Genomic DNA, 25595 nt, shown 5'->3' with positions numbered 1-25595 from the left:
CTGCTGCTTTACGGATTGTGCCTGGGTAAGGGCCGGTGCTCACCGGAACACCACGGTGCTGGTCTGGTCCAGCAGCACCCGGTGCTGGCAGTGCCAGCGGACGGCGCGGGAGAGGGCCAGCGCCTCAGCGTCCTGGCCCACGGTGGACAGTTGCGCCGGGCCATAGGTGTGGTCCACGCGGATCACTTCCTGCTCGATGATTGGACCCTCATCCAGGTCCGCCGTGACGTAGTGGGCGGTGGCACCCACCAGTTTTACGCCGCGGTCGTAGGCCTGGTGGTAGGGGCGCGCGCCCTTGAAACCCGGGAGGAACGAGTGGTGGATGTTGATGGCTCGGCCCTCCAGGGCGCGGCACAGGTCATTTGAGAGCACCTGCATGTAGCGGGCCAGGACCACGAGGTCGGCGTTGAACTCATCCACCAGCTCCAGGAGCCGGCGCTCGGCGTCGGCCTTCGTGTCCGGGGTGACGGGGACGTAAATGAAAGGCAGCCCTGCGGCTTCCGCCATGGCGCGGTGGGTTTCGTGGTTGGAAACCACCGCTACCAGCTCTGCGCCGAGGCTGCCGCCGCGCCACCGGAAGATGAGGTCGTTCAGGCAGTGGCCGAACTTGGACACCATGACCAGGACGCGCTTGGGGGTCTGGCCGTGGAAGCTGGCCTTCATGTCGAAGCGGCTGGCGATGCCGGCGAACTCTTCTTCGAGCATCGCCGGCGTGTAGCTGGGGGAGCCGGAGAACGCTGTGCGCAGGTGGAGCGTCTCGCGCAGGCTGTCGTCGAACTGCTGGTGTTCGTCGATGTTGAAGCCACGTTCGAAGAGGAATGTGGTCACGGCCTGCACAATTCCGGCCTGCTCACGGCAGGACAGGGTCAGCACGAACTTCTGCGTCTGCTCTTCCTTGAGCGCCGGCAGGGTGGCGGTTGCTGAAGCTGTTTCGATGAGGGTCATGTCCCTCCTCCTTCTTCTAGATATATTCAAAAGCTGCGGACTGATATATTAGATTGGATGCCAGCGTATACTGGTCCACAAGCGAGGTCAATAGTTTTTTCCAGGTTGCGAAGAAGGGGCTCAGCATGGCAATCGAAGCTTTGGCGGCGGCGGACGATGCCGGCAGGAAATCGCTGGCGGATGTCGCCTATGAGAGCATCCGCGACTGGTTGCTGATGTTGGAAATCAAGCCGGGCGAACTGCTCAACGACGAGCTCCTTGCCAAGAATCTGGGCATGGGGCGGACTCCGGTGCGCGAAGCCCTGAAGCGGCTGGAGCTGGACCGGCTGGTGAAGACCTACCCGCGGCGCGGTACTTTCGCCACCCGGGTGGACGTGACGGACCTTTCCTTCATCTCGGAGATCCGGGCCCAGCTTGAGCCCCTTGCGGCCGCCCGGGCCGCCCGGGTGGCCTCCCCTGCGGTCCGGGACGGGTTGCGGGCCACGCTCGAGAGGGTCGAGGCATTCGACGTTGCCGCGGCAACCGTGACCGAGACGCTGCAACTGGATGCCCGGGTGCACCGGGGTATCTATGCCGCCGCCGCCAACCCGCACCTGGAGGACATCCTGATCCGGTACGACAATCTGGCAACGCGGATCTGGTGCATGGTGATCGACCGCCTGCCGGACCTGTCGCACCACGTGCGCGAACACCTCGATCTGCTCCGGGCCGTCATTGACGGCAACGAGGAGCGGGCTTCCGAGCTTGCCAAGGTCCACGTGAGTGGCTTCGAGCATGCGGTGCGCGAGGCGCTCTTTAGCGCCTAGGTCCGCTGCGTCACCCGGCTGTTGACAAGCAATGTGACCTGCACCATACTCTGACTCCAGATTGATATATCAATCAAATATTAGTGTTGGATATTTGCGAGCGGCGATGGCGCCGGCGAACGGAGCGACCAGTGAATTCCCAGGCAACCCTCGAAGCCCCATTTCGCGCCTCAAGCCTCGACCTCCAGCAGGGTGGTCCGGACGGCGGCATGTCGAAGAAGCCCCTCGGACTGCGGACGGACTGGGCCCGGCTGCCCGGCCGCAGCGTCGAAGTATGGCTGCTCGGTGAGCTTGTGGCCAGTGGCGTGGTGGACCAGGCCGCGGAGGACGGCTCGGTGCTCTGGATAGCCGCCGAAGGCATCAGCACGCGACGGATCTTCGACAAGTCATCGGGCTACCAGGTCTGGGTGTGACCCTGCGCTGCGGCCGGCCCATGTTCGCGGCGCCAGCCAAGAGCCCCGCCCGTCGTCCCGGCGGTTGATCAGCGGGTTCCTGAAGCCTGGGCCGCATCGCGTGCGCGGCTGGAAGAACCAGGGGAAGCAGTCCGGCGCTGAAATCCTCCGGGCTGCTTCCCCTGGTATGGCCCTGGGAACGCGTGTCAGCTAAGCCAACCATCCACCACGCTCTGGTGGGCATCCACCCACTTCTTTGCCGCCGCTTCAGGCGTCATGCCGCCTTGGATATCCGTAGCAACCGAGTTCTGGTCCTCGTTGGTCCAGGTGAATGCCTTGGCCAGCTTGGCAGCCGGCGAGCCGCTGTCCGCCAGCTTTTTCGACATGACTTTGTTGAGCTTGTAGGTCGGGTAGTCGCACGCAACCTTCTCGGGGTTGGAGTCGCAGCCCTCGGTCCACGCCGGCAGGTTCACCTTCTTCAACGGAACCTCGGAAAGGAACCACTGCGGCTCGTAGAAATAGCCGAGAAGGGGTGTCTTGTTCTGCTGCGCGGTCCGGAATGACTGGATGAGTGCCGCCTCCGACCCGGCGAAGACCACCTTGTAGTCAAGATTCAGGTTCTTCACCAGTGCCTCGTCGTTGGTGACGAAGGCGGGGTCGCCGTCAAGGACCTGCCCTTTACCGCCGGACTCCGACGTCGTGAACATCGACGCGTATTTGTTGAGGTTCTGGCCGTCGGTGATGTCCGGGTACTTCTCTGCCATCCATGGCGGAACGTACCAGCCGATGTGCCCTTCGTTGCCGGTTGGGCCGGCATCAACGGCCACCTTCTGGTCGGTGATGTACTGCTTCGCCAGGTCGGCGTGCCCCCAGTTTTCGATAATGAGGTCCACTTCCCCTGAGGCGAAGCCCTGCCAGGAGACCTGCTCATTGAGGTCCTTCTGGACGACGCTGCATCCGAGCTTGTTCTTCGCCACGTAGCTGTAGACGGCCGCGTCAGCGGTGTAACCCACCCACGCGTTCATGGCGACGTTCACATTGCCGCAGGGCGTTCCCGTGGCACCGCCGGCCGCAGCGGCCTGGTTTACCGATGCACCGCCACAGCCTGCGAGGAACAGTGCGGCGGCAGCAGCTCCGGCCATTGCCGGCAAGGTGCGTTTTATCAGCCTTTCAGCTTTCTTCATGGTGGGTCTCCTTGTTAGGGCATACGGGACTTCTCGCCTGGGAGCAGGCAAGTTTTCAGGGGGCATTTCGGGGCGTAAGCGGGGCTGGGACGCTTACGTGGCGGACGTGGACACCGGGATTCTGCGCGTCGGAGCGGCGGCGGCGGCCTGCGTCATCCTGTCCATCATGATTCCAAGGAACACGATGGCCAGGCCGGCCGCGAGGCCCTTGCCGAAGATGGAGCTTTGGACGAAGCCTGCCACCACGTCGTAACCGAGGCCGCCGGCGCCCACCAAGGCTCCCACCACCACCATGGCCAACACATAGATCAGCCCCTGGTTGGCAGCGAGCGCCAGTGATTGCCTGGCCATGGGCAGCTGCACCTTGGTGATCACCTGCCACGGCGTCGACCCACTGGCGATTGCCGACTCGACGACCGTTGGGGAGATCGCCGCGATTCCATCAGCGGTGATCTTGATGGCGACCGGGGCGGCGTAGATGATGCCCGCGATGATCGCAGTGAAGCGGGTGGCTCCGAAGAGGCCAAGGAAGGGCACCAGGTAAACGAAGGAGGGCATGGTCTGGCCGGCGTCGAGCAGGGGCCGCATGAGCTGGTCGACGCGGCTGGACCGGCCCATGGCCACGCCAAAGACAATTCCCAAAACCATCACCACGGCGGTGGCAACGAGGGTTCCGGCGAGGGTGACCATGGCGTCACTCCAAAGCCCGAGGTAGATGATGACTCCCAGGCAGGCGGTGGTTACGGCAGCGAGTTTCCAGCCGCCCAGTGCGTAGGCCACGACGGCGACCACTGCGACGAGGATGAAGAAGGGCGTCTCGGTCAGCAGCGACTGGAACGGGTTGAGGATTGTTCCGGTAACACCTTCACGCAGGGATACCGTGAACAGTGACACGTTCGATTGCAACCAGTGGCTGGCGGTGTTCACGGCCTGCACGATGGCCGGCCCCACGTTCAGGTCCTGGGGAAAGGCTGCCGCCCACAGCATGGTCCTGGACAACTGAACCATGACCAGGACCACTGCCAGCGCTATCCCGAGGAGTCCGGCGCGGGCCTTGCGGCCCAGGCGGCGTTTGGCGGCTGCGCCGGGTTCCGCTCGGCGGCTGGCTGCTGTGGTTACCCGGTCCAGCACGATGGCCAACAGGACGATGGAGAGGCCGGCGTTGACTGCAGTACCGACGTCCAGGGACTGCAGGGCCCGGACCACCGTCTGGCCAAGGCCCGGAGCGGCGATCAGGGCGGCGATGGTCACCATTGACAGGGCGGCCATGGTCCCCTGGTTGATGCCCATCACGATGGTCCGGCGCGCCATGGGCAGCTGCAGTGTCAGCAGCCGTTGCAGGCCGGTGGTGCCGAGCGAGTCGGACGCTTCGCGGGTGTTCTCTGGAATGCGGCGGATACCGTGGGCCGTAAGGCGTATGACGGGTGGAGCAGCGTAGATCACCGTGGCGATCACCGCCGACGCCGGCCCGATCAGGAAGACCAGGGCAAGCGGGGCGAGGTAGACGAAGGTGGGCAGCGTCTGCATGAAGTCCAGCACGGGGGTGATGACCCGGGCTACCCTGCCGTAGATGCCGGACAGTACGCCAAGCGGGATGCCCACCAGCAGGGTCAGCAGCACGGACGTCAGAACCAGGGCGAACGTGTAGGTGGCTTCCACGAACAGCCCTTGAAATCCGAAGAAGGCAAACACCACGGCCGTCAGCAGGGCTACCCGGACATTGCCGACTGCAAGTGCGATCCAGGTGAGCAGGCCTACCGTTCCCAGCCAGCCGATTTCCGGAAGGCGCAGGCCGGTGGAGGTTGCTGCGAAGGTGGTGGTAAACAGGTTAGCCACCGCGTCCACGGCCGTCCGAAGCGGCGTGAAAAAGTAGAGGAAGACCGGGTTGTCAGCCCGGTTTGCTGCCACCCAGGCGTTGAATTGATTCAGCGAGCGGTGCAGGTCAGTCAGTTCCGAGGCCGGCAACGCCAGGGTTGCCGTGCCGTTGAGGAGCAGGAATCCCAGGATCCAGAGTGCGCCGGCGGCCAGCAGGAGGACTGCCTTTCTGCTCGGCCTGCGGCGTGCTTCAAGGATGATGGGGGCAGCCTGGACGGTGTTCTGTTTTTCGAGGAGGGCAGACATCAGGCCGCCGCTTCTGCCGGTTGCAGCACCGAAAGAATGCTGTCGCGGTCGATCTGTCCGGTGATCCTGCCGCCCTCTTCGACAAGGACCGGGCAGGCGGAGTGCATGACGGCCGGGATGGCGTCCCGGATGATCATCCTGGAGTTGAGCACTGCGGCATCCCTGGGCGTGCTGTCGGCCAGCGGTCGCGTGATCCATTTGAGGGTCAAGACGTCGGCGCGCGGAACTTCGGAGACGAAGTCCGCGATGTACTTGTCCGCCGGGGATCCTACAAGGTCGTCACCGGTGCCGCACTGGACAGGCTCACCGTTGCGCATGATCAGGATCCGGTCTCCGAGTTTCAGCGCTTCGGCGAGGTCGTGGGTCACGAACACCATGGTCTTGCCCATTTCCTTGTGGAGCCGGATGACTTCCGCCTGCATGTCACGCCGGATGAGCGGATCCAAGGCCGAAAAGGGCTCATCGAAGAGAATGGTGTCGGGGTCTCCGGCCAATGCCCGGCCCAAGCCGACCCGCTGCTGCATACCGCCGGACAGTTGGTCCGGGTAGTGCTGTTCGTAGCCTTTGAGCCCAACCAGTTCGATGATTTCCCGGGCCTTGGTGTGGCGTTCGTTCTTCGCCGTTCCGCGTATCTGCAGCCCGTACGAGACGTTGTCCAGGACCGTGCGGTGCGGCAGCAGCCCGAAGTGCTGGAAAACCATCGACACTTTCCGCCGGCGGAGCTCCCGAAGTTCAGCCACGCCTGCCTGCAGGACATCGTTGCCGTCCACCAGGACCTGTCCGGACGTGGGCTCGATGAGCCTGGTGAGACAACGGATCAGGGTGGATTTGCCTGATCCGGACAATCCCATGACCACGAAGACTTCGCCTTTTGCGACGTCGAAACTCAGGTTGCGGACCGCCGCAACGCAGCTGGTGCGTTCAAGCAGTTCTGCAGAGCCAAGGGCGGACAGTTCCGGGTTTCCCGGGATCTTCTCTCCCCCTGGTCCGAAGACCTTCCAAAGGTCGCGAACTGAGATGGCGGGGTTGTTCATGGCTGTACTCCTGCTTGGGTGGAGGCTGGAACCGCATGCTTTGGGTGGGGTAGAGATTTTGCCGCGCGCCGGCGCAGGGAGAATCCGTTCCGGCTCCGGGCCCAACATCGGGGACGTCTCGAATTGTGCTCGCTGCACGGCGTCGAAACGGGGGGTAGGGCAGCCAGGCTGCGATCGACTCTTCTGCAATTCGGGTGACTCGGTGAGTTGTGTTAGCAGCAACGCACTTCGTCTTACGCAACAGAGTGATTTACGCCACTCCCTTTGTCAAGGGTTCTTTCTTGAAATCCGGATGTTACGGGGCTGCCGGCCGCGTCCCCGGATAACTATTGACAGCGCCGCATTCCAGGGGCTAGACGTTGCGCAATGCGCTATTAGTTGCGCAAGAAAGGTCAGTTTGAGGCTCAATGAGCCAGCCGCGGGCGCGGCAGAGGCGCGGGGTGTGGCGGCGGAATAAGCCCGCGCTGATCACGGAACGGGCCGTTAAATGCAGCCGGTGGACGGGCTCGCCGGAACCGGATTCCGACAAGCCCATCCACCGGTAGGGCGTTTAGTGGCCGTGGTAGCCCATGTTGGCGCTGACCTTCAGGCCTGCTTCCTTCAATGTATCCAGCAGGCCTGGGATTCCTTCGGGGTCGAAGCGGAATGCCGGCCCCGAAATACTGATGGAGCCAATCACGGTTCCCTGGTGGTTGCGCACGGGAACGGCAACGGCATTCAAGCCGATCTCGAACTCCTCGCGCACCACGGCATACCCGTCGGCCGCTGCCTTGAGCAACTGCGCGTCCAGTTCCTTGCGGCTGGTGATGGTCCGGGCGGTCCGGGCAGCCAGGCCGGTCTCCTTCAGGATGCGGTCCCGGTCGTCGGCCTCCAGCGCGGCCAGGAGGACCTTGCCGCTGGACGTGGCGTGCAGCGGCGTCAGGCTCCCCACCCAGTCGTGGGTGGCCAGTGTTGAGGGTCCCATGGCCTGGTCAACGTTAACGGCGTAATTCGAACGCAGCACCGCCAGGTTGACGGTCTCCTTGAATTCGTCCGCGAGGCTTTCCAGGACCGGCCTTGCCTCGTGGACCAGGCTGAGCCGCCCGGGAATGGAACTGGCCAGCCGGAGGATCCCGAAGCCAAGCTGGTACTTGCCCCGTTCGCTGTTCTGGTGGACCATTTGGCGGGTCACGAGCGAACCCATGAGTCGCGAGACGGTGGACTTGTGGATCCCCATTTCCTCGGCGATCTCGCTCACGCCCGCATGGCCGTCCCGGGCCAGGATTTCCAGGACGGTCAGGGCGCGCTCCACGGATTGCACCCCGCCGGACTGGCCGCCCTCGGCGTCGGTATCAGATTCAGGGTCTCTATTCGAAGCCATACTTCCAGATCCTATGCCGGAACTGTGACCGCCGTGACATTCGGTTTACGTGCTTGACACGCCGGCCCTGGCGGCCGGGCTAGCTCCCGCGGTACGTCGAGTAGGCAAACGGGCTCAGTAGCAGGGGGACGTGGTAGTGCTCAGGGCCGGTCACTTCGAAGACCAGGTCCACCTCGGGGAAGAAGGTGGCTGTACGCAGCCCGGCGTAGTACTTTCCGGTGGCGAAGTTCAGTTTGTACTGCCCGGGTTCCAGCTGCTCGGGCCCCAGGTCCTTTGCCCGGCCGTCGGCGTCGGTACTGGAGGCGGCCAGCTCGTGCCAGGTGCCGGCGTCGTTCTTTGAAAGGACGACGGCGACCCCCGCGGCCGGGCGCCCTGCGCCGGTATCAAGGATGTGGGTGGTGACGTGGGAAACGCTCATTCGCTGATCAGTCCTTCAAGCCGCAGCACGGCAATTTCGCGCAGCTGCTGGGCCACGATGGTGTCTTCTTCTTCGGGGGAGTTGGCGAGCCGCTGGTTCAGGGCCTGCAGGATTTCCGGCGCGGTGCGTCCGGCGGCGCGGATGAGGAAGACCCGGCCGAATTTTCCCTCGTATTCCCGGTTCCCCCTGGCGAGGGCCTCTGCGGCTTCAATATCCGCGGGGTCAACCCCGGCCTGCTCGGAACGGGACATGGACGCCTCGGTGCCGGCCGTCGTCGGGCGTTCCCCGATCCGCGGGTGGTGGGCCATGGCGGCCTCGACTTCGGCGGGAGTGAACGGCTTGGCTGCGTCCGCGGCGAAGGCCAGGAGCCCGTCCCGGCTGGCGAACGGCCTGGCTCCAGCCACTGCCTCCACCCAGCGGGTGACGTCGATGCAGGGCCGGAGGGTGGCTTGGGCCGCGGCGGGCTCCGCGGTGTTGAATTCGGCAAGCTTCATGCTGGCGTATTCCTTGGTGGTCATGCTGGCATCCATGGTGACGGCTATGCGGGTGCCGGGTGACCCGGCGCCGATCATCCGAGCGGCTTCCGCATCATGGAACTGTTATTTCAGCATACGTAATATCTAAGGACAGGCTGGCGCCCGTGTCAAGAGCGTACATCAGCCGTTTGGGCCAGCCGGTAGGATCACGGAAGGGCCACGTGCCGACGCTGATGATACTGGGGGCATAAGGGAATTATGGACGGGGCGGCTATGCAGATGCTGACCGATCAGGATGCAGGACGCGACGCGGGCCTGCGGGCGTACGGGCTGGTGCCATTGGTGGCGGGAGACACGCCGGGTCTTTTTGATGACGGGGCGCAGGAGGCGCTCGACAACCTGGTGCGCCTCGCCGCCTCGCTGTGCGGGGTGCCGTACAGCGTGGTCAACATCATCACGTCAAGTGAACAGGTCCAGATCGCTGCGCATGGCATCGACCCCGGGGTCTGCGCCCGCGAGGACTCCATGTGCGCCGTGGTCTTCCTCGACCACAGCACCACGGTGGTCCGGGACGCCTCCCAGGATCCCCGGTTCGCCGCCAACCCGTTCGTCACCGGCCGCATCGCCGACGTCCGCTTCTACGCATCCGTGCCGTTGGAGACATCCTCTGGACTGGTCCTTGGGTCGCTGTGCGTGTTCTCCGATGAGGCGAAACTCCCCGCGCCGGAGCAGATCGAACTGCTGGAGGTGCTGGCACACCAGGTAGTCGAACTCCTGGAACTGCAGCACCGCACCCTCCAGCTCAACGACGCCCTGGCCGAACTGCGGCGCAGCAACGACCTGCTCTCCGAATTCGCCGGGCGGGTCAGCCATGACCTTCGCACTCCACTGACCACCATCCTGGGCTATGTGGAGCTGGCACAGGACGATCCCGGAATCACGCCGTCAGACCCATCCGCGGAATACCTGGACCTGATTGGCAACGGCGGCCGGCGCATGCTGGGCATGCTGGAAGAAGTCCTATCCTATGCCCGGGCCGACGGCGAAATCCGGCCTGAACGGGTATCCCTGCTGGCCATCACCGCCGAGGCCGCGCAGGACCTGGGGTTGGACCTGGGCTACGGCAGCGGCATCTCGTGCGAGGACGCGGAAATCTTCGCTGACCGGGCCCAGTTGCGGACGCTTGTGCAGAACCTGTTGGCGAATTCCTTGAACTACGGCCGCGCCGACCGTGCGCTGCAAATAACCGTCAGCGCCAGCGAAGGACCCCAAGGTGCCACCCTTACCGTGGCCGACAACGGCAAGGGGATCCTGCCCGCTGACCGGGAACGGGCAGTACAGCCGTTGGTCCGCCTGAACCGGCCCGGCGACGGGCCTGGGACCGGGCTGGGACTGGCGACATCGCGCCGCATCGCCCAAGCGCACGGCGGCGAACTGGCCATCGGCGACACGCCGGGCGGTGGCGCAGCGGTATCGGTGCTGTTCCCCGCCCGACCGTAGCCGTCCGGGACCCTGGTCCTGGGAGGACGGTCCGGGACCCTAGTCCTGGGAGGACGTCCGGGACAGCACCCACGTGTTGGTGCCGTCCTGGCGTTCAAACGTCACAGTGGTCACCAACGCCTCGATCAGCGCCAGGCCCCGCCCTGATTCGGCGTCCTCGTCCGGGGTGGAAGCCTCCATCGGACCGAACGGCGGCTTGGCGTAGTAGGCACTGACGCGGGCCTGCAGCAGCGCGGGCTGCACGGTGGTTTCCACGCCCAGCTCCACGTCCCGTTCCCCGGCCGGCTCGGCATGTTGGACGATGTTGGACGCGGACTCGATCACCGCGGTGGTGAACGTCATCTGGTCCATGTCGTTGACGAATGGAACATCCAGCCACAGGCTGTCGAGGTCGTTGTGGACTGCTTCGATGGCATCCTCGGCGGCCGCTCCCCGGAAGCTGCGCGAGGCCAGGATCTCAGTCATTGCCGAACGCCTCTTCGGCCGTGGCGTACGCCGTGAGGACCTTGTCCATACTGGTCAGCTTCAGGACCATGTTCACCTGCGGCTGCACCGCGGCGATCCGGAGGTCACCGCCAGCCTGCCGCGCCGCCTTCAGGCACCCGATCAGCGCGCCAAGGCCCGAGGAGTCCATAAATGCGGTGTTTTCCAGGTTGACCACGATCCGGTTCGATCCGCCGGCGATCACATCGGTGACGAACTCGCGCAGCTTTGGCGCGGAGACCATGTTCAGCCGTCCGTCCGCCTTGACCTCCGCGTATGAGTCTTTGACCTCATAACTGAACTCCATCAGGATTCCTCTCTTGTTTCAGGTTCTGCGGCCGGTTGGTACCCCTTGTAGAGCACGGCGCGGACCAGGATGCTCATGACCACCAGGTCAAAGACCACCCAGATGACATTGACCAGGGTGCCCAGCGGTTCCGCCAGCCCGGTGGCCAGGCGGATGATGCCGACGACGGCGGCGACGGCCAGCAGGATGGACACCACGATCTGGGGCCGGATCAGGCTCCAGCTGGGTCCGCCGCTTTGGCGCGCCTTGGGGGTGACCGCAAACCCGAGGGGACGGCCGAACCATACGTTGCGGGCCGCCGTCGTGCATGCCTTGATCCACGTGGGGAACAGGGCAAGGCTGTACTGCTGGCCGCGCCAGGTGGGGATGCCGCGGCCGGCCACGGCGAACAGCAGCTGGTTGACCACCATGAACGGGATAAACCGGATGAAGAAGTCCCAGCTCAGGCTGCTCACCGGCAGGATGCCCAGCAGCAGGTAGATGATGGGGGCGGCAAAGTAGATGACGGCAGCGAACCCGCTCAGGTACGTCCACATGGTGGCGAAGTACATCAGGCGCTGGCCCAGTTTCAGCCCCTTCTGGACCAGCGGGTTTTCGCGGAGCAGCACTTGGATGGTTCCCTGCGCCCAGCGCAGCCGCTGGGTGAGCATGGTCTTCAGGTCCTCCGGCGCCAGGCCATAGGCCAGGATTTCGTGGTGGTAGACGCTCTCCCAGCCCATCGCGTGCATGCGCATGGCGGTGGCCATGTCCTCGGTCACGGAAATGGTGGCCAGCGGCATCACCGGCTGGGCCTCGCCGGTCCGCTCCACGGTCAGGGCGTCCAGCACGGCCTGGACGGACTCCAGCGCGCCCAGCGGCGACCAATCGCGGGCGGACATGCGCTGGACGGCGTCGTCCGCCACCATGGGCACGCCGGACTCACCCACGTGCGCCAACTCCATGGCGGCGATCTCTTCGAGGTCTGCCTGCAGCGCTGCGACGTCGGCCTGGACCAGGGTCTGCACCGCGGCGTCCACGCGGCGGCGTACCCGGTAGGTGACCTCGGCAAGGGGCCGGCCGGCATCCACTTCCTGCTGGGCTTCACGGGTGGCGGCCTCCACCTCGTCCAGCACTTCGGCCACCAATGTTGATTCGATGTCAGTGGACTTGCGGGCCTGCCGGATGGCTGCGCGCGACGCGGCCAGGGCACGCCGGATGCTCTTTTCGGTTTCCTTGACGTAGCCCACCAAGCCCAGCTGCATCAGGGCCTCCCGGCGGAGGATCGCGTTGGAGCCGCAGAAGAACGCGGCGTTCCAGCCGTCCTTGCCCTGCTGGATGGGGCCGTAGAACAGGGGCGCCTGGCTGCCCAGGGGGTCGCTGGCCGGGACGTTGCTGAAGTACTGGGGAGTCTGGACCAGGGCCACCCGGCGGTTGTTGAAATAGCCCAGGGTCTTTTCCAGGATGTCGGGTTCGGGGATCTGGTCCGCATCCAGGATCAGGAGGAACTCGCCGTGGGTGACCATCAGCGCGTTGTTGAGGTTTCCTGCCTTTGCGTGCCGGGGGAGGTCCTTGGTCCAGTCCTCGCTGCGGGTGACGTAGCCCAGGCCGTGCTGTTCGCACAGGGCCTGGAGTTCGGGCCGGGCACCGTCGTCAAGGATCCAGGTGCTGTGCGGGTGCCGGATCCTCTGGGCCGCCAGCGCCGTGGTCAGGACCATGTCCAGGTCCTCGTTGTACGTGGTGATGAAGACGTCCACAGTGGCGTCATGGGGCGGATCGGGGGCGCCCTTGCGGATCTTCAGGTTCCACACGGTCATCCCGAAGAGCATGACGTCGATGAGGCTGTAGGTTTCCGCGGCCACCAGCGGCAGCGCGATCCACCACGCGTCCCAGTTCAGGGAGGACATCCAGCGCCAGGCAATGTAGTTCAGGCCCGTCAGGACGGTGAGGACCACCACCAGGCGGGTCCAGAAACGGGTCATGCGGCCGCGTCCTCAGCGGGCAGCCGGCGGACCACGACCACGGTGACGTCGTCCTCCGCCGTGTCGGCCGGAGCCAAGGCCAGGATGGCGCCGCTGGCCTCTTGCGCGGAGCCCGCGGACTGCGTGGCCGTCCGGACGGCGTCGGTGAAGTCCTCCACCGATGCGAAGACGTCCAGGACGCCGTCGCTGACCACCACCAGGGTGTCCCCCGGGGCCAGTTCCAGTTCCGCATGCGGCCATTGTGTCCCGGGCCAGGCGCCTATCGGTGGTCCGCCGGAGGGAAGGCGTTCGGCCGGCCCGACGGGCTGGATATGCAGCGCCAGGCCGTGGCCGGCGTCGACGTAGCTGACCTTTCCAGAAGCTGCATCGAGCCGGGCATGGAACAGGGTCACGAAGGAGTTGGAGGAATCCAGGTCCGTGGCGATCGCCTTGCTGGCGGAGGCGAAACCGGCGTCGAGGTCCTGCCGCTGGCCGGTGGAGCGCATGACGGCCCGGACGGTGGCCGCGATCAGTGCCGCGCCCATGCCCTTGCCCATGGCGTCTGCGAACGTCAGGTGGAGGCCTTCCGGCGTCTGGTACCAGTCGTAAAAGTCGCCGCCCACGTTACGGGAGGGGCGGAAGATTCCGGCCACGTCATAGCCGTCCACCCGGATGTCCTCCTTGGGCAGCAGGCTCTGCTGTACCTCGGTGGCGCGTTCCAGCTCGCCCCGGGCCGCGGATTCGGCGGCGGCGGAGGGCCGGCGCCGGAACAGTGCGTTGATGCGGGACTGCAGTTCCCGCGGGCTGAACGGCTTGCTGATGTATTCGTCGGCGCCGTTGTCCAAGCCTGTCAGCTTGTCCAGTTCGTCGGCCCGTGCCGTGAGCATCACGATGAAGGCGTCAGAGAATTCGCGCAGGAGTTTGCACACCTCCAGACCGTCGAGGTCGGGCAGGTTCAGGTCCAGGGTCACCAGATCTGGCTTGCGGAGGCGGACTTCCTCCACCCCGGGCAGGCCGGCGCCGGCGTGGGTGACATCGAAGCCCTGCTTCGCCAGGACACGGACCAGCAGGCCGCGGATGTCCGGGTCATCTTCGATGACCACCGCACGGCGGGATTCGGAGGGAGAGACCATAGCTCTACTTAACCGTATTAAGCCGCACGGGGCATGTCTTATGCTTCACAGTTTCCGGTGACTTGCCTGACAGGACGGTTTCCTGTGCCTCTGCCCCGCCAGGGCACCCAGCAGATCTTGCGGAAATCTTGGCACCTGCTTGCCGCGACGTTGAGGAACCCCGCGCACACTCGAAGGAACGCAGCAGCTTCCGGGCATCAGGATACGACGACGACCGCGCGGAGGCTGTACAGCTTGCGGAAGGCGGGGAAGCCCATGGAAGAAGTCAGGATCAGAGGGGCGGACAAGGCCAGGGCCCTGGTCCGCCTGTACTTCCACTCACGGAAAGTGCGGGCCGCGGCCAAGGACCTGGAGCAGGCGCTCGCCGAATCGCGGGAGGTTTCGAGCTGGCCCGGCGACCGACTCCCCGTGGGGGAGGAAATGTCCCGGCTCGTGGAGAAGCTGACCCTGCGGCTCAAGGTGGAGACCGAGGCGCACAGCAGGTTCGCGAATCTCTTGAAGACTGCGGGAAGTGGGCATTCCTTAGCGGCACTGTAGGTGCCAGACTTAGCAGCAATCGATTGGCTGGGGATAGTCAGGAGATTGCAGTGGGCTTGTTGGCAGGCTGGGCGTACCTTTTGGCGGGACTCATGACCATGGACGCGCTGTTGTTGGCGCTGTGGGCCATGCAGGTTGACTGGGGGAAGTACTGGCGCCGCAAGTAGCACCTGCCACGTCCGGGTCCCGGGCCGGGAAGGTTCAGGCCAGCTCCAGCCTCATCAGCACACGGGGGAAGCCATTGAGCACCGACCCCGTGTCCGCGGCCTTGGCGAACCCGGCGTCTTCGAAGAGCTTGCGGGTGCCCACGAAGGCCATGGTGAGGTCCACTTTCCTGCCGTCGTTATCCACCGGATACCCTTCGATTGCTGGCGCCCCGTAGGAGCGGGCCATCTCCACCGCACCGGCCAGGAGGACGTTCGAGATGCCCTTGCCGCGGTGTCCGGGACGGACGCGCAGGCACCACACGGACCAGGCGTCCAGTCCGTCCACGTGCGGGATATTCCGGTTCCGGGCGAAGCTGGTGTCCGCACGGGGGTGGACCGCTGCCCACCCAACCACCTCGCCACCGTCGTACGCCAGGACACCCGGCGGAGGGTCCTGGGCCACCAGCTCCTTGACCAGCGCGCCACGATCCTCAGCGCGCAGCGCGACGTTCTGCCTGGACGGTATCCGGTAGCTCAGGCACCAGCAGACCGTCGCGTCCGGGCGCTTGGGCCCCACCATGGTCCTGACGTCCTCGAATACAGTTGCCGGGCGTACCTCGATGGCCATCCCGCCATCCTTTCACCGGCTCCTGGCCGCACGCAACGCACGCGGAAGTGCCGCCCCGGGAACGCCGAACGCCCTTGCACCAAGTGCAAGGGCGTTCGGGAAAAGCTCCGGGAAGCGGTGGCGGGCCTAGATGCCGAGGGCTTCCTTCAGGCGGGCGACGTGCCCGTCGGCCTGCACCTGGTACTGGGCCAGCGTGACCTTGCCTTCGGGGTCCACCACAACGGTGGAGCGGACGATTCCTTCGTGGATTTCGCCGTTGACCAGCTTCTCGCCCCAGGCTCCGTAGGCCAGGGCGACAGCGTGGTCGGGGTCCGAAAGCAGGGGGAAGGTCAGGGAGAAATCACCGGTGAAGCCGGCCAGGGCCTCCTGGGCGTCGGGGGAGACGCCGACAACCTCGTAGCCCTTGCCCTGCAGGGAGGACAGGCTGTCGCGGAAGTCGCAGGCCTCCGTGGTGCAGCCGGGAGTGGCGGCTTTCGGGTAGAAGTACACGATGACGTTCTTGCCACGGTAATCGGCCAACGAGGTCTCGCGGCCCTGGGCGTCCCGGAGGGTGAACTCAGGAGCCGGCGTACCGGGCTGAAGCTTGGTGGTCAGGGTGGGGCTCATGGCGTTCCTTTGTAAGACTCGGTCAGTGATGGCCAAACATCCAGTGAAGCGGTTTGCCGCTTGGTGATACAACTCCTGCGTCATATGCAGTATTCCGCCGGACCCCGAACGGTTGCGTGCGGACCGGGAACGAACTGGTAGCCGCCGCCGCGGACGGTGGCCACGGCGTGGCGGGCATTGCCCAGTTTCCTGCGGATCCTTCCCACGTACACGTCGATGGACCGTGCGGTGGCTCCGGGAAACGCCAGGGATTCCAGGAACTGTTGCAGTTCCTCCCGGCCTACCGTGCGGGACAGGTGGGTCACCAGGTAGTGCAGCACCTTGTATTCGACGCCGGTGAGGGCCACCGGCGTCCCGTCCAGCAGGACGGCATCGGCCGCGAGGTCCACGGCCACCCGGCTGACGGGACCGGCCGACGGCGGGAGCAGGGTGCCGTCGTCGTCCCCCGGCTGTGCCGGGCACGGAGCCTCCGCCGCGGAGGGAGTGCGGGAGGAGTGGTTTGCGGCTCCCTCCGCGGCGGACGTGGGGGCTCCGGCGGCAGGCCAATGGACTTCCGCCTCCGGAGCAGTCTGCAGGGCTTTGGCGAGGACCATACGGGCGGCGTGGCGCAGGAGTTCCGGGCTCGCGCCTTCAGCCGGAACCACCCACAGGGCCAGCCCGTAGGCGGTGGCCCGCCTGGCTGGAACCTGGTGCGCGGCCGCCGGCCGCGGATGATGGGCTTCCACTGCCATGGCCGGTCCTTATACGCCGCCGCGGCGGATCAGCTTGCCCGTGGGGGTTTGGCCGTCCACCACGGCGCCGCGGAGGAAGGTCTTGCGGACCACGCCGGACAGGGCCTTGCCGTCGTAGGGAGTGATGGGGTTTTTGTGCTTGAGCTTGGAGACGTCCACCACGAAGGCCTCGTCCGGGGCGAAGACGGCGAAGTCTGCGTCGTAGCCAAGGGCCAGCTGGCCCTTGTTGCCGAGCCGGGCCAGGTTGGCGGGCTTTTCGGCCATCCAGGACACTACCTGCTCCAGCGGGATGCCGCGCTGCCGCGCCTCGGTCCAGATCAGGGACAGGCCCAGCTGCAGCGAGGAGACGCCGCCCCAGGCCACGGCGAAGTCGCCGTTCTCCAGGTCCTTCAGGTCCAGGGTGGACGGGGAGTGGTCGGAGACGATGCAGTCGATGGTGCCGTCCTGCAGCCCCTCCCAGAGGAGCTCCCGGTTGGAGGCCTCGCGGATGGGCGGGCAGCACTTGTAGGCGGTGGCGCCGTCCGGGATTTCCTCCGCCATCAGGGTCAGGTAGTGCGGGCACGTCTCCACGGTGAGCTTGACGCCGTCGCGCTTGGCGCTGGCGATCATGGGCAGGGCGTCCGACGACGACAGGTGCAGGATGTGCGCCCGCGCACCGGTCCAGCGAGCTCGTTCAATCACCTCGGCGATGGCCTTGTTCTCGGCGCCGCGGGGGCGGGAGGCCAGGAACGTGGAGTAGTGGTCGCCGCCGGGGTGCGGTGCGCGGTCGATCGCGTGCGAGTCCTCGGCGTGGACGATCATGAGCGAGTCGAAGGACTTGAGTTCGGCCATGTCCTCCTCCATCTCGTCCGCGTCCAGGTGCGGGAACTCGTCCACGCCGGAGTGCAGGAGGAAGCACTTGAAGCCGAAGACGCCCTCGTCGTGCAGGGGGCGCAGGTCGGCCTTGTTGCCGGGGATGGCGCCACCCCAGAATCCGACGTCGATGAACGCCTGGTCCTCGGCCACCTCGCGCTTGAGCTTGAGGTTTTCCACGGTGGTGGTGGGCGGGACGGAATTCAGCGGCATGTCGATGATGGTGGTCACCCCGCCGGCTGCCGCGGCCCGGGTGGCGGACGCGAAGCCCTCCCATTCGGTGCGGCCGGGCTCGTTGACGTGGACGTGCGTGTCCACCAGGCCCGGGAGCAGCGTCTCGTCGTCAGCGAGTTCGATGATTTCGGCGCCGGCAAGGCCGTTGCCGAGCGGTTCGAGGGCCACGATCCTGCCGTTGCGGACGCCCACCTCGCGTGGGGCGATACCGGCGGTGGTCAGGATGCGCCGGCCCCGGATGACGAGGTCAAAACGTTCTTCAGACACGGAGGTCCTCCTTGGTACTTGCGGTGGCAGGACTGTTGGCCGCCAGCCCCGCACTGATTTGGGTGCCCAGCTGCTCCAGCAGCGGCCCTGCCTCTGCTATGCACCTGTTTACATCTGATTCGAGCGCCGTCAAAGCGTAAACATCGTCGAATCCTGCGGCTGTCGCCTGCCCGTGGTCCAGGGTGGTCCGGCCGCAGACGGCGATGACCGGAACGCCCTGCGCCGCCGCAGCCCGGGCAACACCCATGGGGGTTTTGCCGAGCAGGCTTTGTTCGTCCAGGCTGCCCTCGCCGGTAATGACCAGGTCGGCGCCTGCCAGGCGGTCCGCCAGTCCCGTGAATTCAAGCACGACGTCGATGCCCGGCCGCCGCGTTGCGGCCAGGACGGCGATGGCGGCGTAGCCCACGCCGCCGGCCGCCCCGGCTCCGGGAGCCTCTGCGGCCTTGACGGCGCGGAATCCGATTTCCCTGGCCAGGACTTCGACAAACCTGGCCAGGGCGGCGTCGAGCATGCCGACGTCTTGTGGTGTGGCACCCTTTTGCGGGCCGAAAACCGCCGCGGCGCCCTGGGCGCCCAGCAGGGGGTTATCGACGTCGGATGCCAGCACGAAGCGGGTGTCCACCAATCGCGGTTCAAAGTGGGTGAAATCGACGCTGTGCAGGTTGGCGAGCGCCGCACCGCCGGGTGGGAGTTCGTTGTTCCTGCTGTCCAGGAACCGGGCGCCGAGCCCCTGCAGGAGTCCCGCGCCGCCGTCGGTATTCGCGCTGCCCCCAACGCCCAGTACGATGCGGCGGCAGCCGGCGTCCAAGGCTGCCCGGATCAGCTGCCCGGTTCCCAGGGACGTCGCCGCGGTGGCTGCTGCCGAGTCCGGCCTGCCGCCCTTGCTGGTCCGCGGCACCAGGGCGAGTCCGGATGCGGTGGCCATTTCGATGACCGCTTCGTGCCCGCGGACGGCGAAGTCCGCGTCCACCTGCTGGCCGGTGGGGCCGGTGACCGTTGCCGTGCGGCGGGTGAAGCCGGAGCCGACGGCGGCGTCGAGGGTGCCCTCGCCGCCGTCGGCAACCGGAATCCGGACCACGTCAAGGTTGCCGCCCGCGCCTCGCTGCAGGCCCTTCTCAAGGTGGGCACACACGTCCGGGGCGGAGAGGGATCCCTTGAACTTGTCCGGGGCAATAACCACGCGCATGGTTATGCCTGCAAGGCCAGGATGGCGGTGGGGGCGTCGGCGCTGCTCTCTGCCAGTTCCTCGAACTCGTTCACGGCGTTGATTTCCACGCCCATGGAGATGTTGGTGACCTTCTCCAGGATCACTTCCACCACCACGGGAACCTGGAACTCGCCCATCAGGGCCTTGGCCTTGTCGAAGGCGGCGGCGAGGTCGCTGGGGTCCTCCACGCGGACGGCCTTGCAACCCAGTCCTTCGGCCACCTTGAGGTGGTCCACGCCGTAGCCGCGGGTGTCCTCGGAAAGGTGCGCGCTGTTGATGTTCTCGAACGCCAGGGAAACGTTCTGCTCCATGTTGAAACCGCGCTGGGACTGGCGGATCAAGCCCAGGTAGGAGTTGTTCACCACCACGTGGATGTACGGGAGGTTGAACTGCGCGCCCACGGCCAGTTCCTCGATCATGAACTGGAAGTCGTAGTCGCCCGAGAGGGCCACCACAGTCTGGTCCGGGTTGGAGCGGGCGACGCCGAGGGCGGCCGGGGCGGTCCAGCCCAGGGGGCCTGCCTGGCCGGCGTTGATCCACTTGCGCGGGCCGAACACGTGCAGCATCTGCGCGCCGGCGATCTGCGACAGCCCGATGGTGGACACGTAGGTGGTGTCGCGGCCGAAGGACTTGTTCATCTCCTCGTACACGCGCTGCGGCTTGATGGGGATGTTCTCGAAGTGGGTCTTGCGGTGCAGCGATGCCTTCCGGTCCTGGCATTCGGCAACCCAGGCGCTGTAGTCCGGCAGGGAACCGGCAGCTTTGCGCTCCTTGGCGAGCTCAACCAGCCCGGCCAGCGCCGCGCCGGCGTCGGACGCGATGCCCAGGTCAGGGGAGAACACGCGGCCGATCTGGGTGGGTTCAATGTCGATGTGCACGAACGTGCGGCCGGCGGTGTAGGTTTCCAGGCCGCCGGTGTGGCGGTTGGCCCAGCGGTTGCCGATGCCGATCACGAAGTCGCTCTGCAGGTAGTTCTCGTTGCCGTAGCGGTGCGAGGTCTGCAGGCCCACCATGCCGGCCATCAGCTGGTGGTCATCCGGAATGGTGCCCCAGCCCATCAGGGTGGGGATGACCGGCACGTTCAGGGTTTCCGCCAGCTCCACCAGCTGCGCGGAGGCGCCGGCGTTGATGATGCCTCCGCCGGCCACGATCAGCGGGTGCTTGGCGGCGAGGAGCATGTCCAGGGCCTTTTCCAGCTGTTTGCGGGATGCCTTGGGCTTCTCGACGGGAAGGGGCTCGTAGGTGTCGATGTCGAATTCGATCTCGGCCATCTGCACGTCGATGGGGAGGTCCAGGAGAACCGGGCCGGGACGGCCGGACCGCATCAGCTGGAACGCTTTCTGGAAGGCGCCCGGAACCTGGCCCGGCTCCAAGATGGTCATGGCCATCTTGGTCACGGGCTTGGCGATGGACTCGATGTCCACGGCCTGGAAATCTTCCTTGTGCAGCTTCGCCACCGGCGCCTGGCCGGTGATGCAGAGCATGGGGATGGAGTCGGCCCAGGCCGCGTAGAGGCCGGTGACCATGTCGGTGCCGGCGGGGCCGGAGGTGCCGATGCAGATGCCGATGTTGCCGTCCTTGGCGCGGCTGAAGCCGTCGGCCATGTGGCTGGCGCCTTCGACGTGGCGGGCCAGGGTGTGGCGGATGCCGCCGTGGGCGCGCATTGCGGAATAGAAGGGGTTGATGGCGGCGCCTGGCAGGCCGAACGCCTCGATGGCGCCTTCCTTTTCCAGGATGGCCACCGCTGCATCAACGGTACGCATCTTGCTCATGGGGTGCTCCTTGAAAGCTTGTGGTCGGGCCCGGTGGTTGAGCCCGTCGAAACCTGTTTTTGGGTGTGGTGGTGGGACCGCCGTCGTAATCCACGACGGCGGGCTCCCTGCTTTGGTGCTTGTTTCCGCGCTTTTTGTCCCGGCTGCGCGGGGGAGTGGTTACTTCCTGCCGCTGAGCTGGAGGACCTGCTTGAAGAGTCCGGAGTGGTCCAGTGCGCCGTCGCCCTGGTTGACGGTGGCGGCGACGAGCTGGGCGGCGATGGCGCCGAGCGGGATGGCCACGTTGGCTTCGCGGGCGGCGGAGGTGACGATGCCCAGGTCCTTGTGGTGCAGGGCAAGGCGGAAGCCGGGGTCGAAGTTGCGGTCCAGCATCTTCTGGCCCTTCTGCTCCAGTACCTTGGAGCCGGCCAGGCCGCCGCCGAGGACTTTGAGGGCGGCGTCGGTGTCCACGCCGTAGGCCTCGAGGAAGGCGATGGCTTCGCCGAGGACTTCGATGTTGACCGCGACGATCAGCTGGTTGGCTGCCTTGACGGTCTGGCCGGAGCCGGAGGGGCCCACGTGCACGATGGTCTTGCCGACGGCGTTCAGGACGTCCTGGGCGTCGTCGAAGTCTGCCTTGTCGCCGCCCACCATGATGGAGAGGACGGCGTCGATGGCGCCCTGTTCGCCGCCGGAGACCGGGGCGTCGAGGGGGCGGATGCCGGCTTCCTTGGCGTCTGCGGCGAGGCGGACGGCGACGTCGGGGCGGATGCTGGAGGCGTCGATCCACAGGGCGCCCTGCTTGGCGTTGGCGAAGACGCCGTCCTTGCCGCTGACCACACCTTCAACGTCGGGGGAGTCCGGCACCATGGTGATGACGACGTCGGCATCCTTGACGGCGTCCGCGATGCTCGTGGCGCCCTGGCCGCCTTCGGAGACAAGCTTCTCGATCTTGTCCGTGCTGCGGTTGAAACCGGTGACGGTGTGGCCGGCCTTGACCAGGTTGATGGCCATGGGCAGGCCCATGATTCCGAGTCCAATGACTGCAACGTTGCTCATGATGGTTCTCTTTCTGAAAGTCTGGAGGGTCTTGCGTGTGCGGCGGTGGTTACCGGGCTACGTGTTCGCGGATGGCCCAGCTGAAGGCGGTTTCCTGCGGTTCCTTGTACTCGAGGCCGATGTAGCCCTGGTATCCGAGTTCGCGGCTGCGGGCGATCCATTCGCCCAGGGGGAGGGTGCCCGTGCCCGGGGCGCCACGGCCGGGGTTGTCAGCGATTTGGATGTGGCCGAAGTCCTTGGCGTGCTTTTCGATGACGGATTCGACGTCGTCGCCGTTGACGGCCAGGTGGTAGAAGTCGGCGAGGAGCTTGATGTTCCCGGCACCGGTCTCTTCCTTGACGCGGGAGATGACGTTGAGTGCGTCGTTGGCGGTCAGGAGCGGGTACTTGGGTGCGCCGCTGACCGGTTCGAGGAGGACGGTGCCACCGATGCGGGCGACCCCCTGGGCTGCCGCCGCCAGGTTCTTGACGGCGAGCTCGTCCTGCTCTTCGGGGGTGAAGTCGTCCTGCCGGTTGCCGTAGAGGGCGTTGAAGGCCTTGCAGCCCAGGCGCTCGCCGATGCCGGCCACCACGTCGATGTTGTCCTTGAACTCCGAGCAGCGTCCCTTCCAAGAGACCAGGCCGCGGTCACCGCCGGGCATGTTGCCGGCGTTGAAGTTCAGGCCGGTGAGCTGGACGCCGGCGTCCGTGATGGCGTTCTCGAACTTCGTGATCTCGCTGTCGGCCGGGACGGAGGTTTCGAAGGGCCACCAGAATTCGACGGCGTCGAAGCCGGCTGCCTTGGCGGCCGCCGGGCGCTCAAGCAGGGGCAGCTCCGTGAGGAGGATGGAGCAGTTCACTGTGTACGTCATCGTAGGTCCTTCCGAGGAGGGGCTTTGATCTATCTTCCCTTGCTTCCCGGCCTTTACCGTTTCCGCTTTGTGGAATTTAGATTCTGCTTTATGAAAAGTGTAGGGATCGCAGGGTGGGGTAGTCAAGGGGGCGCCGGGGGCAGGACACTGGAAGGAGGTAAGCCCGCTCGTCAGGAATGGAGTCAATCGACCATGGCCGGTGCCCGCCTGCGTGTTCTGGCTTGGGTGGTCGCCCTGGCCGGATTCCTCGCGGCCTGCACGCCGACGGCGGCCGTTCCCCGGACAACTGGCGAGCCTGCGGCCGCATCCGCATCCGCATCCGCGACTGCGGTTGCGTCCGGAACGGCGCCTGCCGGTCCGGTGGTGGCCGAAGCTGGCGGCGCCCCGACTCTGCCGCCTGCGCCAACGACGGCATCGGCCCCTGGTTCCTCGCCGGCTGCGGAGCCGCCCCCGGCTCCGCCTGCACCGGCTCCGCAGCCTTTCGCCCTGAACCTGTACCGGGAAGGTGACTTCGTTCCCCAGTACACCTTCGACTGGTGTGTGGCCGCGAGCATCCAGATGGCCCACAACCTCGTCGACGACACCGGGGGAGGCGCCTGGGCTGACCGGGCTCAACAGGGCGATTTGTGGGAGATGGCCCGCGCCCGCTCGTCCGACTCGTTCAATGGCGCCAATCCTTACGGCTGGGCCCAGGTGCTTTCCGAATCGGGAATGGGCCCCTACCGGGTGGTCAGCATCTCCGACTACGGCGAGGCGCTCCGCGCGGCCTCACGCGCCATTACCCAAACGGGCAGGCCGGTGGGGCTGGTCATGTGGAGCGGCCGCCATGCTTGGGTGATGAGCGGCTTCGAGTCGCTGGGCGATCCCCGGCAATTCCCCGACTTCTCCGTGACGGGCATTCACGTCCTGGATCCCCTGTATCCCTACGGCAGCACGCAGTGGGGGCCATCGCCGGCGCCCAACAGCCTGCTCAGCCCCGAGCAGCTGGCGACGCAGTTCGTGATCCGCGAGCCGCGGCGCTGGAGCAGCGGACTGCCGGCCGGGTACCTCCTCGTGTTGCCGGTGGCTGCCTGACGGGGTTTCCATGTGGACCCGCCACTTTTAGTTGACGCTCGGAGCGGGCGACGTGCCAACCTAAGCCAAAACGATTCTTCTCTGCAACGGGAACCACGCTAGGTCCGCATCCCTCGCTGCGTCAATGGCCGAATTTCCAGCCGGTGTGACACTTGACACTCCGCGGAATGGAGTCCTACAGTGGTGCCAAGTCGTTTTGGCAAAACGATTTTTCACCCCAAGCTCATTCTCACCATTCCGTTCGAGAGAAAGTGAGTCGACAGCGATGTCCACTCGTAAATTCATCAACAGGCTTGCCATCGGCGGCATCTGCACCGCTGTCGCCCTGGTCGCCTCCGGGTGCGGCGCAGGGGGCCCGGCCGCCACGTCGGGAAGTGCCGGCACCAACACGGTCAACGTCCTGGTCGAGGCCGGCGGCCACGCAGAGCTGACCGGCGTCGCCGAACAGTGCAAGAAGGAAGCCGGCGTCGACGTCAACTTCGTCGAACTGCCCTATGACGGCATGTTCAACCGGCTCTCCAGCGAATTTTCCTCCGGCAACGTCTCCTTCGACGTCGCCGCCCTGGACTCAGTCTGGCTCCCCAGCTTCAAGGACGCGGTCCAGCCCATCGACGAACTCTTTACCGATGAAGCCAAGAAGGATATTTTCCCGGCGTTGGTGAAGGAAGCCAACGTTGACGGCCACTTCATCGGCATGCCCGCCTGGACGAACGCCGAGATCATCCTTTACCGCAAGGATCTTTTCGAAGATGCCAAGAACAAGGCCGATTTCAAGGCGAAGTACGGTTACGACCTGGCAGCTCCCACCACATGGAAGCAGTACCAGGACATTTCCGCGTTCCTCACCAAGGACGGCATGTACGGCACCGACGTCAAGGGCGGTGTGGAAACCGAGTGGCTGGCCCACGTAGCGCAGGCGGGCTCACCCATGGTGCTGGACGCTAACAACAAGGTGGTCATCGACAACCCCGCCCACAAGGAAGCCCTGGACTTCTACACCAGCCTGGTCAAGGACGCCCCCTCGGGTGCAGCCCAGGTGGACTGGGCCGCGGCACAAAACCTGTTCAACCAGGGCAAGACGGCGATGACCCGGTTCTGGGCCCACGCCTACCGGCAGATCCCCAAGGACTCCCCGGTGGCCGGCAAGGTCGGTGCCGCTCCCATGATCGCCGGGTCCGCCGGCGTCGGCGGCGTTCCCGGGCCTTGGTACCTGACCGTTCCGAAGGCGACCAAGAACACCGAGGCGGCCAAGAAGTTCGTCAAGTGCGCCTACGACTACAACGACAAAGGCATTGAATCCACCCTCGGCCTCGCCGCCCGCATCTCCGCGTACCAGAAGTACCAGGACCAGCCGGGCTACGAGAGCTTTAAGCCGCTGATCCAGACGCTCAACGGTAAGGCAACCGAAACGCGACCTGCTACCGAGAAGTGGCAGCAGATCGTGGACTCCGTTCTGGTTCCCATGCTTCAGAAGGCTGTTGCCGGTGGTGACTCCGCAACCCTCCTCGCCGATGCCAAGAAGCAGATCGAGGATCTACTTAAGTAAGACCCCCGCGG

The 25595-nt window shown here is 65.7% G+C and carries 25 protein-coding genes; 6 read left to right on the top strand and 19 right to left on the bottom strand.

The annotated features are described in order from the left end of the window. Positions 1–39: 39 nt before the first annotated feature. Positions 40–945, bottom strand: a complete 906-nt coding sequence (gene purU / locus QRM95_RS12175; protein ID WP_285247848.1) for a formyltetrahydrofolate deformylase — start codon at positions 943–945, stop codon at positions 40–42. Positions 946–1070: 125 nt separating this feature from the next. On the opposite strand from purU, the gene QRM95_RS12170 reads away from it, so the two are divergent. Together QRM95_RS12170 and QRM95_RS12165 are read left to right on the top strand one after the other, a co-directional pair. Continuing rightward, positions 1071–1751, top strand: a complete 681-nt coding sequence (locus tag QRM95_RS12170; protein WP_285247847.1) for a GntR family transcriptional regulator — start codon at positions 1071–1073, stop codon at positions 1749–1751. Positions 1752–1882: 131 nt separating this feature from the next. Continuing rightward, positions 1883–2164 carry a hypothetical protein gene (locus QRM95_RS12165; protein ID WP_285247846.1) on the top strand — a complete coding sequence of 94 codons (282 nt, stop codon included), beginning with the start codon at positions 1883–1885 and terminating at the stop codon, positions 2162–2164. A gap of 185 nt (positions 2165–2349) precedes the next feature. Here QRM95_RS12165 and QRM95_RS12160 read toward each other — a convergent pair whose 3' ends face one another. From QRM95_RS12160 to uraD, 6 genes are all read right to left on the bottom strand, one after another. Next, the gene (locus QRM95_RS12160) at positions 2350–3327 is read right to left on the bottom strand and encodes an ABC transporter substrate-binding protein (RefSeq protein WP_206073928.1); all 978 of its coding nucleotides are present in this window, start codon (positions 3325–3327) and stop codon (positions 2350–2352) included. Between the two features lie 93 nt (positions 3328–3420). Beyond that, entirely contained in the window at positions 3421–5448 is a 2028-nt protein-coding gene (locus QRM95_RS12155; protein ID WP_285247845.1) for an ABC transporter permease, read from the bottom strand. After that, on the bottom strand, positions 5448–6482 hold the full coding sequence (locus tag QRM95_RS12150) for a quaternary amine ABC transporter ATP-binding protein (RefSeq protein ID WP_285247844.1): 1035 nt from the start codon (positions 6480–6482) through the stop codon (positions 5448–5450). The genes QRM95_RS12155 and QRM95_RS12150 overlap by 1 nt, the downstream gene beginning before the upstream one ends. A gap of 550 nt (positions 6483–7032) precedes the next feature. Continuing rightward, positions 7033–7842, bottom strand: coding sequence for an IclR family transcriptional regulator (locus tag QRM95_RS12145; protein WP_285247843.1), 810 nt, complete (start codon positions 7840–7842; stop codon positions 7033–7035). A 79-nt stretch (positions 7843–7921) separates the two neighbouring features. After that, complete coding sequence (gene uraH / locus QRM95_RS12140) at positions 7922–8260, bottom strand: hydroxyisourate hydrolase (protein WP_285247842.1); 339 nt, start codon at positions 8258–8260, stop codon at positions 7922–7924. After that, positions 8257–8754, bottom strand: a complete 498-nt coding sequence (gene uraD, locus QRM95_RS12135; RefSeq protein ID WP_285248025.1) for a 2-oxo-4-hydroxy-4-carboxy-5-ureidoimidazoline decarboxylase — start codon at positions 8752–8754, stop codon at positions 8257–8259. The genes uraH and uraD overlap by 4 nt, the downstream gene beginning before the upstream one ends. Before the next feature lie 255 nt (positions 8755–9009). Here uraD and QRM95_RS12130 point away from each other — a divergent pair, with 255 nt between their 5' ends. Next, positions 9010–10236 carry a GAF domain-containing sensor histidine kinase gene (locus QRM95_RS12130; protein WP_285247841.1) on the top strand — a complete coding sequence of 409 codons (1227 nt, stop codon included), beginning with the start codon at positions 9010–9012 and terminating at the stop codon, positions 10234–10236. Between the two features lie 39 nt (positions 10237–10275). Here QRM95_RS12130 and QRM95_RS12125 read toward each other — a convergent pair whose 3' ends face one another. The 4 genes from QRM95_RS12125 to QRM95_RS12110 are packed head-to-tail and all read right to left on the bottom strand — an operon-like array spanning position 10276 to position 14096. Next, the gene (locus tag QRM95_RS12125; protein ID WP_285247840.1) at positions 10276–10701 is read right to left on the bottom strand and encodes an ATP-binding protein; all 426 of its coding nucleotides are present in this window, start codon (positions 10699–10701) and stop codon (positions 10276–10278) included. Further along, a complete protein-coding gene (locus QRM95_RS12120) occupies positions 10694–11026 on the bottom strand; it encodes an STAS domain-containing protein (protein ID WP_018771766.1) in 333 nt (110 codons plus the stop codon). The genes QRM95_RS12125 and QRM95_RS12120 overlap by 8 nt, the downstream gene beginning before the upstream one ends. Continuing rightward, positions 11026–12984, bottom strand: coding sequence for a glycosyltransferase family 2 protein (locus tag QRM95_RS12115; RefSeq protein ID WP_285247839.1), 1959 nt, complete (start codon positions 12982–12984; stop codon positions 11026–11028). Before QRM95_RS12115 ends, QRM95_RS12120 begins: the two co-directional genes overlap by 1 nt. Further along, positions 12981–14096 carry a PP2C family protein-serine/threonine phosphatase gene (locus QRM95_RS12110; protein WP_285247838.1) on the bottom strand — a complete coding sequence of 372 codons (1116 nt, stop codon included), beginning with the start codon at positions 14094–14096 and terminating at the stop codon, positions 12981–12983. Before QRM95_RS12110 ends, QRM95_RS12115 begins: the two co-directional genes overlap by 4 nt. Before the next feature lie 255 nt (positions 14097–14351). Here QRM95_RS12110 and QRM95_RS12105 point away from each other — a divergent pair, with 255 nt between their 5' ends. Continuing rightward, positions 14352–14633 carry a hypothetical protein gene (locus tag QRM95_RS12105; RefSeq protein WP_285247837.1) on the top strand — a complete coding sequence of 94 codons (282 nt, stop codon included), beginning with the start codon at positions 14352–14354 and terminating at the stop codon, positions 14631–14633. 201 nt (positions 14634–14834) lie between these two features. Here the strand turns inward: QRM95_RS12105 and QRM95_RS12100 are convergent, their stop codons facing one another. The 8 genes from QRM95_RS12100 to QRM95_RS12065 all read right to left on the bottom strand — a co-directional run bounded on the left by QRM95_RS12100 (position 14835) and on the right by QRM95_RS12065 (position 22964). Next, positions 14835–15407 (bottom strand): GNAT family N-acetyltransferase, encoded by a 573-nt coding sequence (locus QRM95_RS12100; RefSeq protein ID WP_285247836.1) that lies wholly within the window; start codon positions 15405–15407, stop codon positions 14835–14837. Positions 15408–15533: 126 nt separating this feature from the next. Continuing rightward, positions 15534–16013 (bottom strand): thioredoxin-dependent thiol peroxidase, encoded by a 480-nt coding sequence (gene bcp / locus QRM95_RS12095; RefSeq protein WP_285247835.1) that lies wholly within the window; start codon positions 16011–16013, stop codon positions 15534–15536. A gap of 80 nt (positions 16014–16093) precedes the next feature. Then, on the bottom strand, positions 16094–16744 hold the full coding sequence (locus tag QRM95_RS12090) for a winged helix-turn-helix domain-containing protein (RefSeq protein ID WP_285247834.1): 651 nt from the start codon (positions 16742–16744) through the stop codon (positions 16094–16096). A 9-nt stretch (positions 16745–16753) separates the two neighbouring features. Then, the gene (allB, locus tag QRM95_RS12085; RefSeq protein WP_285247833.1) at positions 16754–18097 is read right to left on the bottom strand and encodes an allantoinase AllB; all 1344 of its coding nucleotides are present in this window, start codon (positions 18095–18097) and stop codon (positions 16754–16756) included. After that, positions 18090–19283, bottom strand: coding sequence for a glycerate kinase (locus QRM95_RS12080; RefSeq protein WP_285247832.1), 1194 nt, complete (start codon positions 19281–19283; stop codon positions 18090–18092). Before QRM95_RS12080 ends, allB begins: the two co-directional genes overlap by 8 nt. A gap of 2 nt (positions 19284–19285) precedes the next feature. After that, positions 19286–21076: a glyoxylate carboligase gene (gene gcl / locus QRM95_RS12075; RefSeq protein WP_285247831.1), complete on the bottom strand. Its 1791-nt coding sequence runs from the start codon at positions 21074–21076 to the stop codon at positions 19286–19288. A 159-nt stretch (positions 21077–21235) separates the two neighbouring features. Continuing rightward, a complete protein-coding gene (locus QRM95_RS12070) occupies positions 21236–22114 on the bottom strand; it encodes a 2-hydroxy-3-oxopropionate reductase (protein ID WP_285247830.1) in 879 nt (292 codons plus the stop codon). Between the two features lie 49 nt (positions 22115–22163). After that, on the bottom strand, positions 22164–22964 hold the full coding sequence (locus tag QRM95_RS12065; RefSeq protein ID WP_285247829.1) for a hydroxypyruvate isomerase family protein: 801 nt from the start codon (positions 22962–22964) through the stop codon (positions 22164–22166). Between the two features lie 192 nt (positions 22965–23156). Between QRM95_RS12065 and QRM95_RS12060 the strand changes: the two genes are divergently transcribed. Both QRM95_RS12060 and QRM95_RS12055 read left to right on the top strand, forming a co-directional pair. Continuing rightward, positions 23157–24038, top strand: coding sequence for a hypothetical protein (locus QRM95_RS12060; RefSeq protein ID WP_285247828.1), 882 nt, complete (start codon positions 23157–23159; stop codon positions 24036–24038). Positions 24039–24303: 265 nt separating this feature from the next. Further along, positions 24304–25584: an ABC transporter substrate-binding protein gene (locus tag QRM95_RS12055; protein ID WP_285247827.1), complete on the top strand. Its 1281-nt coding sequence runs from the start codon at positions 24304–24306 to the stop codon at positions 25582–25584. The last annotated feature ends 11 nt before the right edge of the window (positions 25585–25595 follow it).

The sequence above is a fragment of the Pseudarthrobacter sp. efr-133-R2A-89 genome (assembly GCF_030209315.1).
In the GTDB taxonomy this organism is placed as follows: Bacteria; Actinomycetota; Actinomycetes; order Actinomycetales; family Micrococcaceae; genus Arthrobacter.
This window is presented reverse-complemented; position numbering and strand designations above follow the sequence as displayed.

Bases quoted from the DNA above. Each gene is read 5' to 3' on its own strand.
- uraD (WP_285248025.1), bottom strand. From the start codon at position 8,754: ATGAAGCTTGCCGAATTCAACACCGCGGAGCCCGCCGCGGCCCAAGCC.
- gcl (WP_285247831.1), bottom strand. From the start codon at position 21,076: ATGAGCAAGATGCGTACCGTTGATGCAGCGGTGGCCATCCTGGAAAAG.
- QRM95_RS12055 (WP_285247827.1), top strand. From the start codon at position 24,304: ATGTCCACTCGTAAATTCATCAACAGGCTTGCCATCGGCGGCATCTGC.
- purU (WP_285247848.1), bottom strand. From the start codon at position 945: ATGACCCTCATCGAAACAGCTTCAGCAACCGCCACCCTGCCGGCGCTC.
- QRM95_RS12100 (WP_285247836.1), bottom strand. From the start codon at position 15,407: ATGGCCATCGAGGTACGCCCGGCAACTGTATTCGAGGACGTCAGGACC.
- QRM95_RS12090 (WP_285247834.1), bottom strand. From the start codon at position 16,744: ATGGCAGTGGAAGCCCATCATCCGCGGCCGGCGGCCGCGCACCAGGTT.
- QRM95_RS12145 (WP_285247843.1), bottom strand. From the start codon at position 7,842: ATGGCTTCGAATAGAGACCCTGAATCTGATACCGACGCCGAGGGCGGC.
- QRM95_RS12105 (WP_285247837.1), top strand. From the start codon at position 14,352: ATGGAAGAAGTCAGGATCAGAGGGGCGGACAAGGCCAGGGCCCTGGTC.
- QRM95_RS12080 (WP_285247832.1), bottom strand. From the start codon at position 19,283: ATGCGCGTGGTTATTGCCCCGGACAAGTTCAAGGGATCCCTCTCCGCC.
- QRM95_RS12065 (WP_285247829.1), bottom strand. From the start codon at position 22,964: ATGACGTACACAGTGAACTGCTCCATCCTCCTCACGGAGCTGCCCCTG.
- QRM95_RS12150 (WP_285247844.1), bottom strand. From the start codon at position 6,482: ATGAACAACCCCGCCATCTCAGTTCGCGACCTTTGGAAGGTCTTCGGA.
- QRM95_RS12160 (WP_206073928.1), bottom strand. From the start codon at position 3,327: ATGAAGAAAGCTGAAAGGCTGATAAAACGCACCTTGCCGGCAATGGCC.
- QRM95_RS12130 (WP_285247841.1), top strand. From the start codon at position 9,010: ATGCAGATGCTGACCGATCAGGATGCAGGACGCGACGCGGGCCTGCGG.
- QRM95_RS12155 (WP_285247845.1), bottom strand. From the start codon at position 5,448: ATGTCTGCCCTCCTCGAAAAACAGAACACCGTCCAGGCTGCCCCCATC.
- uraH (WP_285247842.1), bottom strand. From the start codon at position 8,260: ATGAGCGTTTCCCACGTCACCACCCACATCCTTGATACCGGCGCAGGG.
- QRM95_RS12060 (WP_285247828.1), top strand. From the start codon at position 23,157: ATGGCCGGTGCCCGCCTGCGTGTTCTGGCTTGGGTGGTCGCCCTGGCC.
- QRM95_RS12170 (WP_285247847.1), top strand. From the start codon at position 1,071: ATGGCAATCGAAGCTTTGGCGGCGGCGGACGATGCCGGCAGGAAATCG.
- QRM95_RS12125 (WP_285247840.1), bottom strand. From the start codon at position 10,701: ATGACTGAGATCCTGGCCTCGCGCAGCTTCCGGGGAGCGGCCGCCGAG.
- QRM95_RS12070 (WP_285247830.1), bottom strand. From the start codon at position 22,114: ATGAGCAACGTTGCAGTCATTGGACTCGGAATCATGGGCCTGCCCATG.
- QRM95_RS12110 (WP_285247838.1), bottom strand. From the start codon at position 14,096: ATGGTCTCTCCCTCCGAATCCCGCCGTGCGGTGGTCATCGAAGATGAC.
- bcp (WP_285247835.1), bottom strand. From the start codon at position 16,013: ATGAGCCCCACCCTGACCACCAAGCTTCAGCCCGGTACGCCGGCTCCT.
- QRM95_RS12120 (WP_018771766.1), bottom strand. From the start codon at position 11,026: ATGGAGTTCAGTTATGAGGTCAAAGACTCATACGCGGAGGTCAAGGCG.
- QRM95_RS12115 (WP_285247839.1), bottom strand. From the start codon at position 12,984: ATGACCCGTTTCTGGACCCGCCTGGTGGTGGTCCTCACCGTCCTGACG.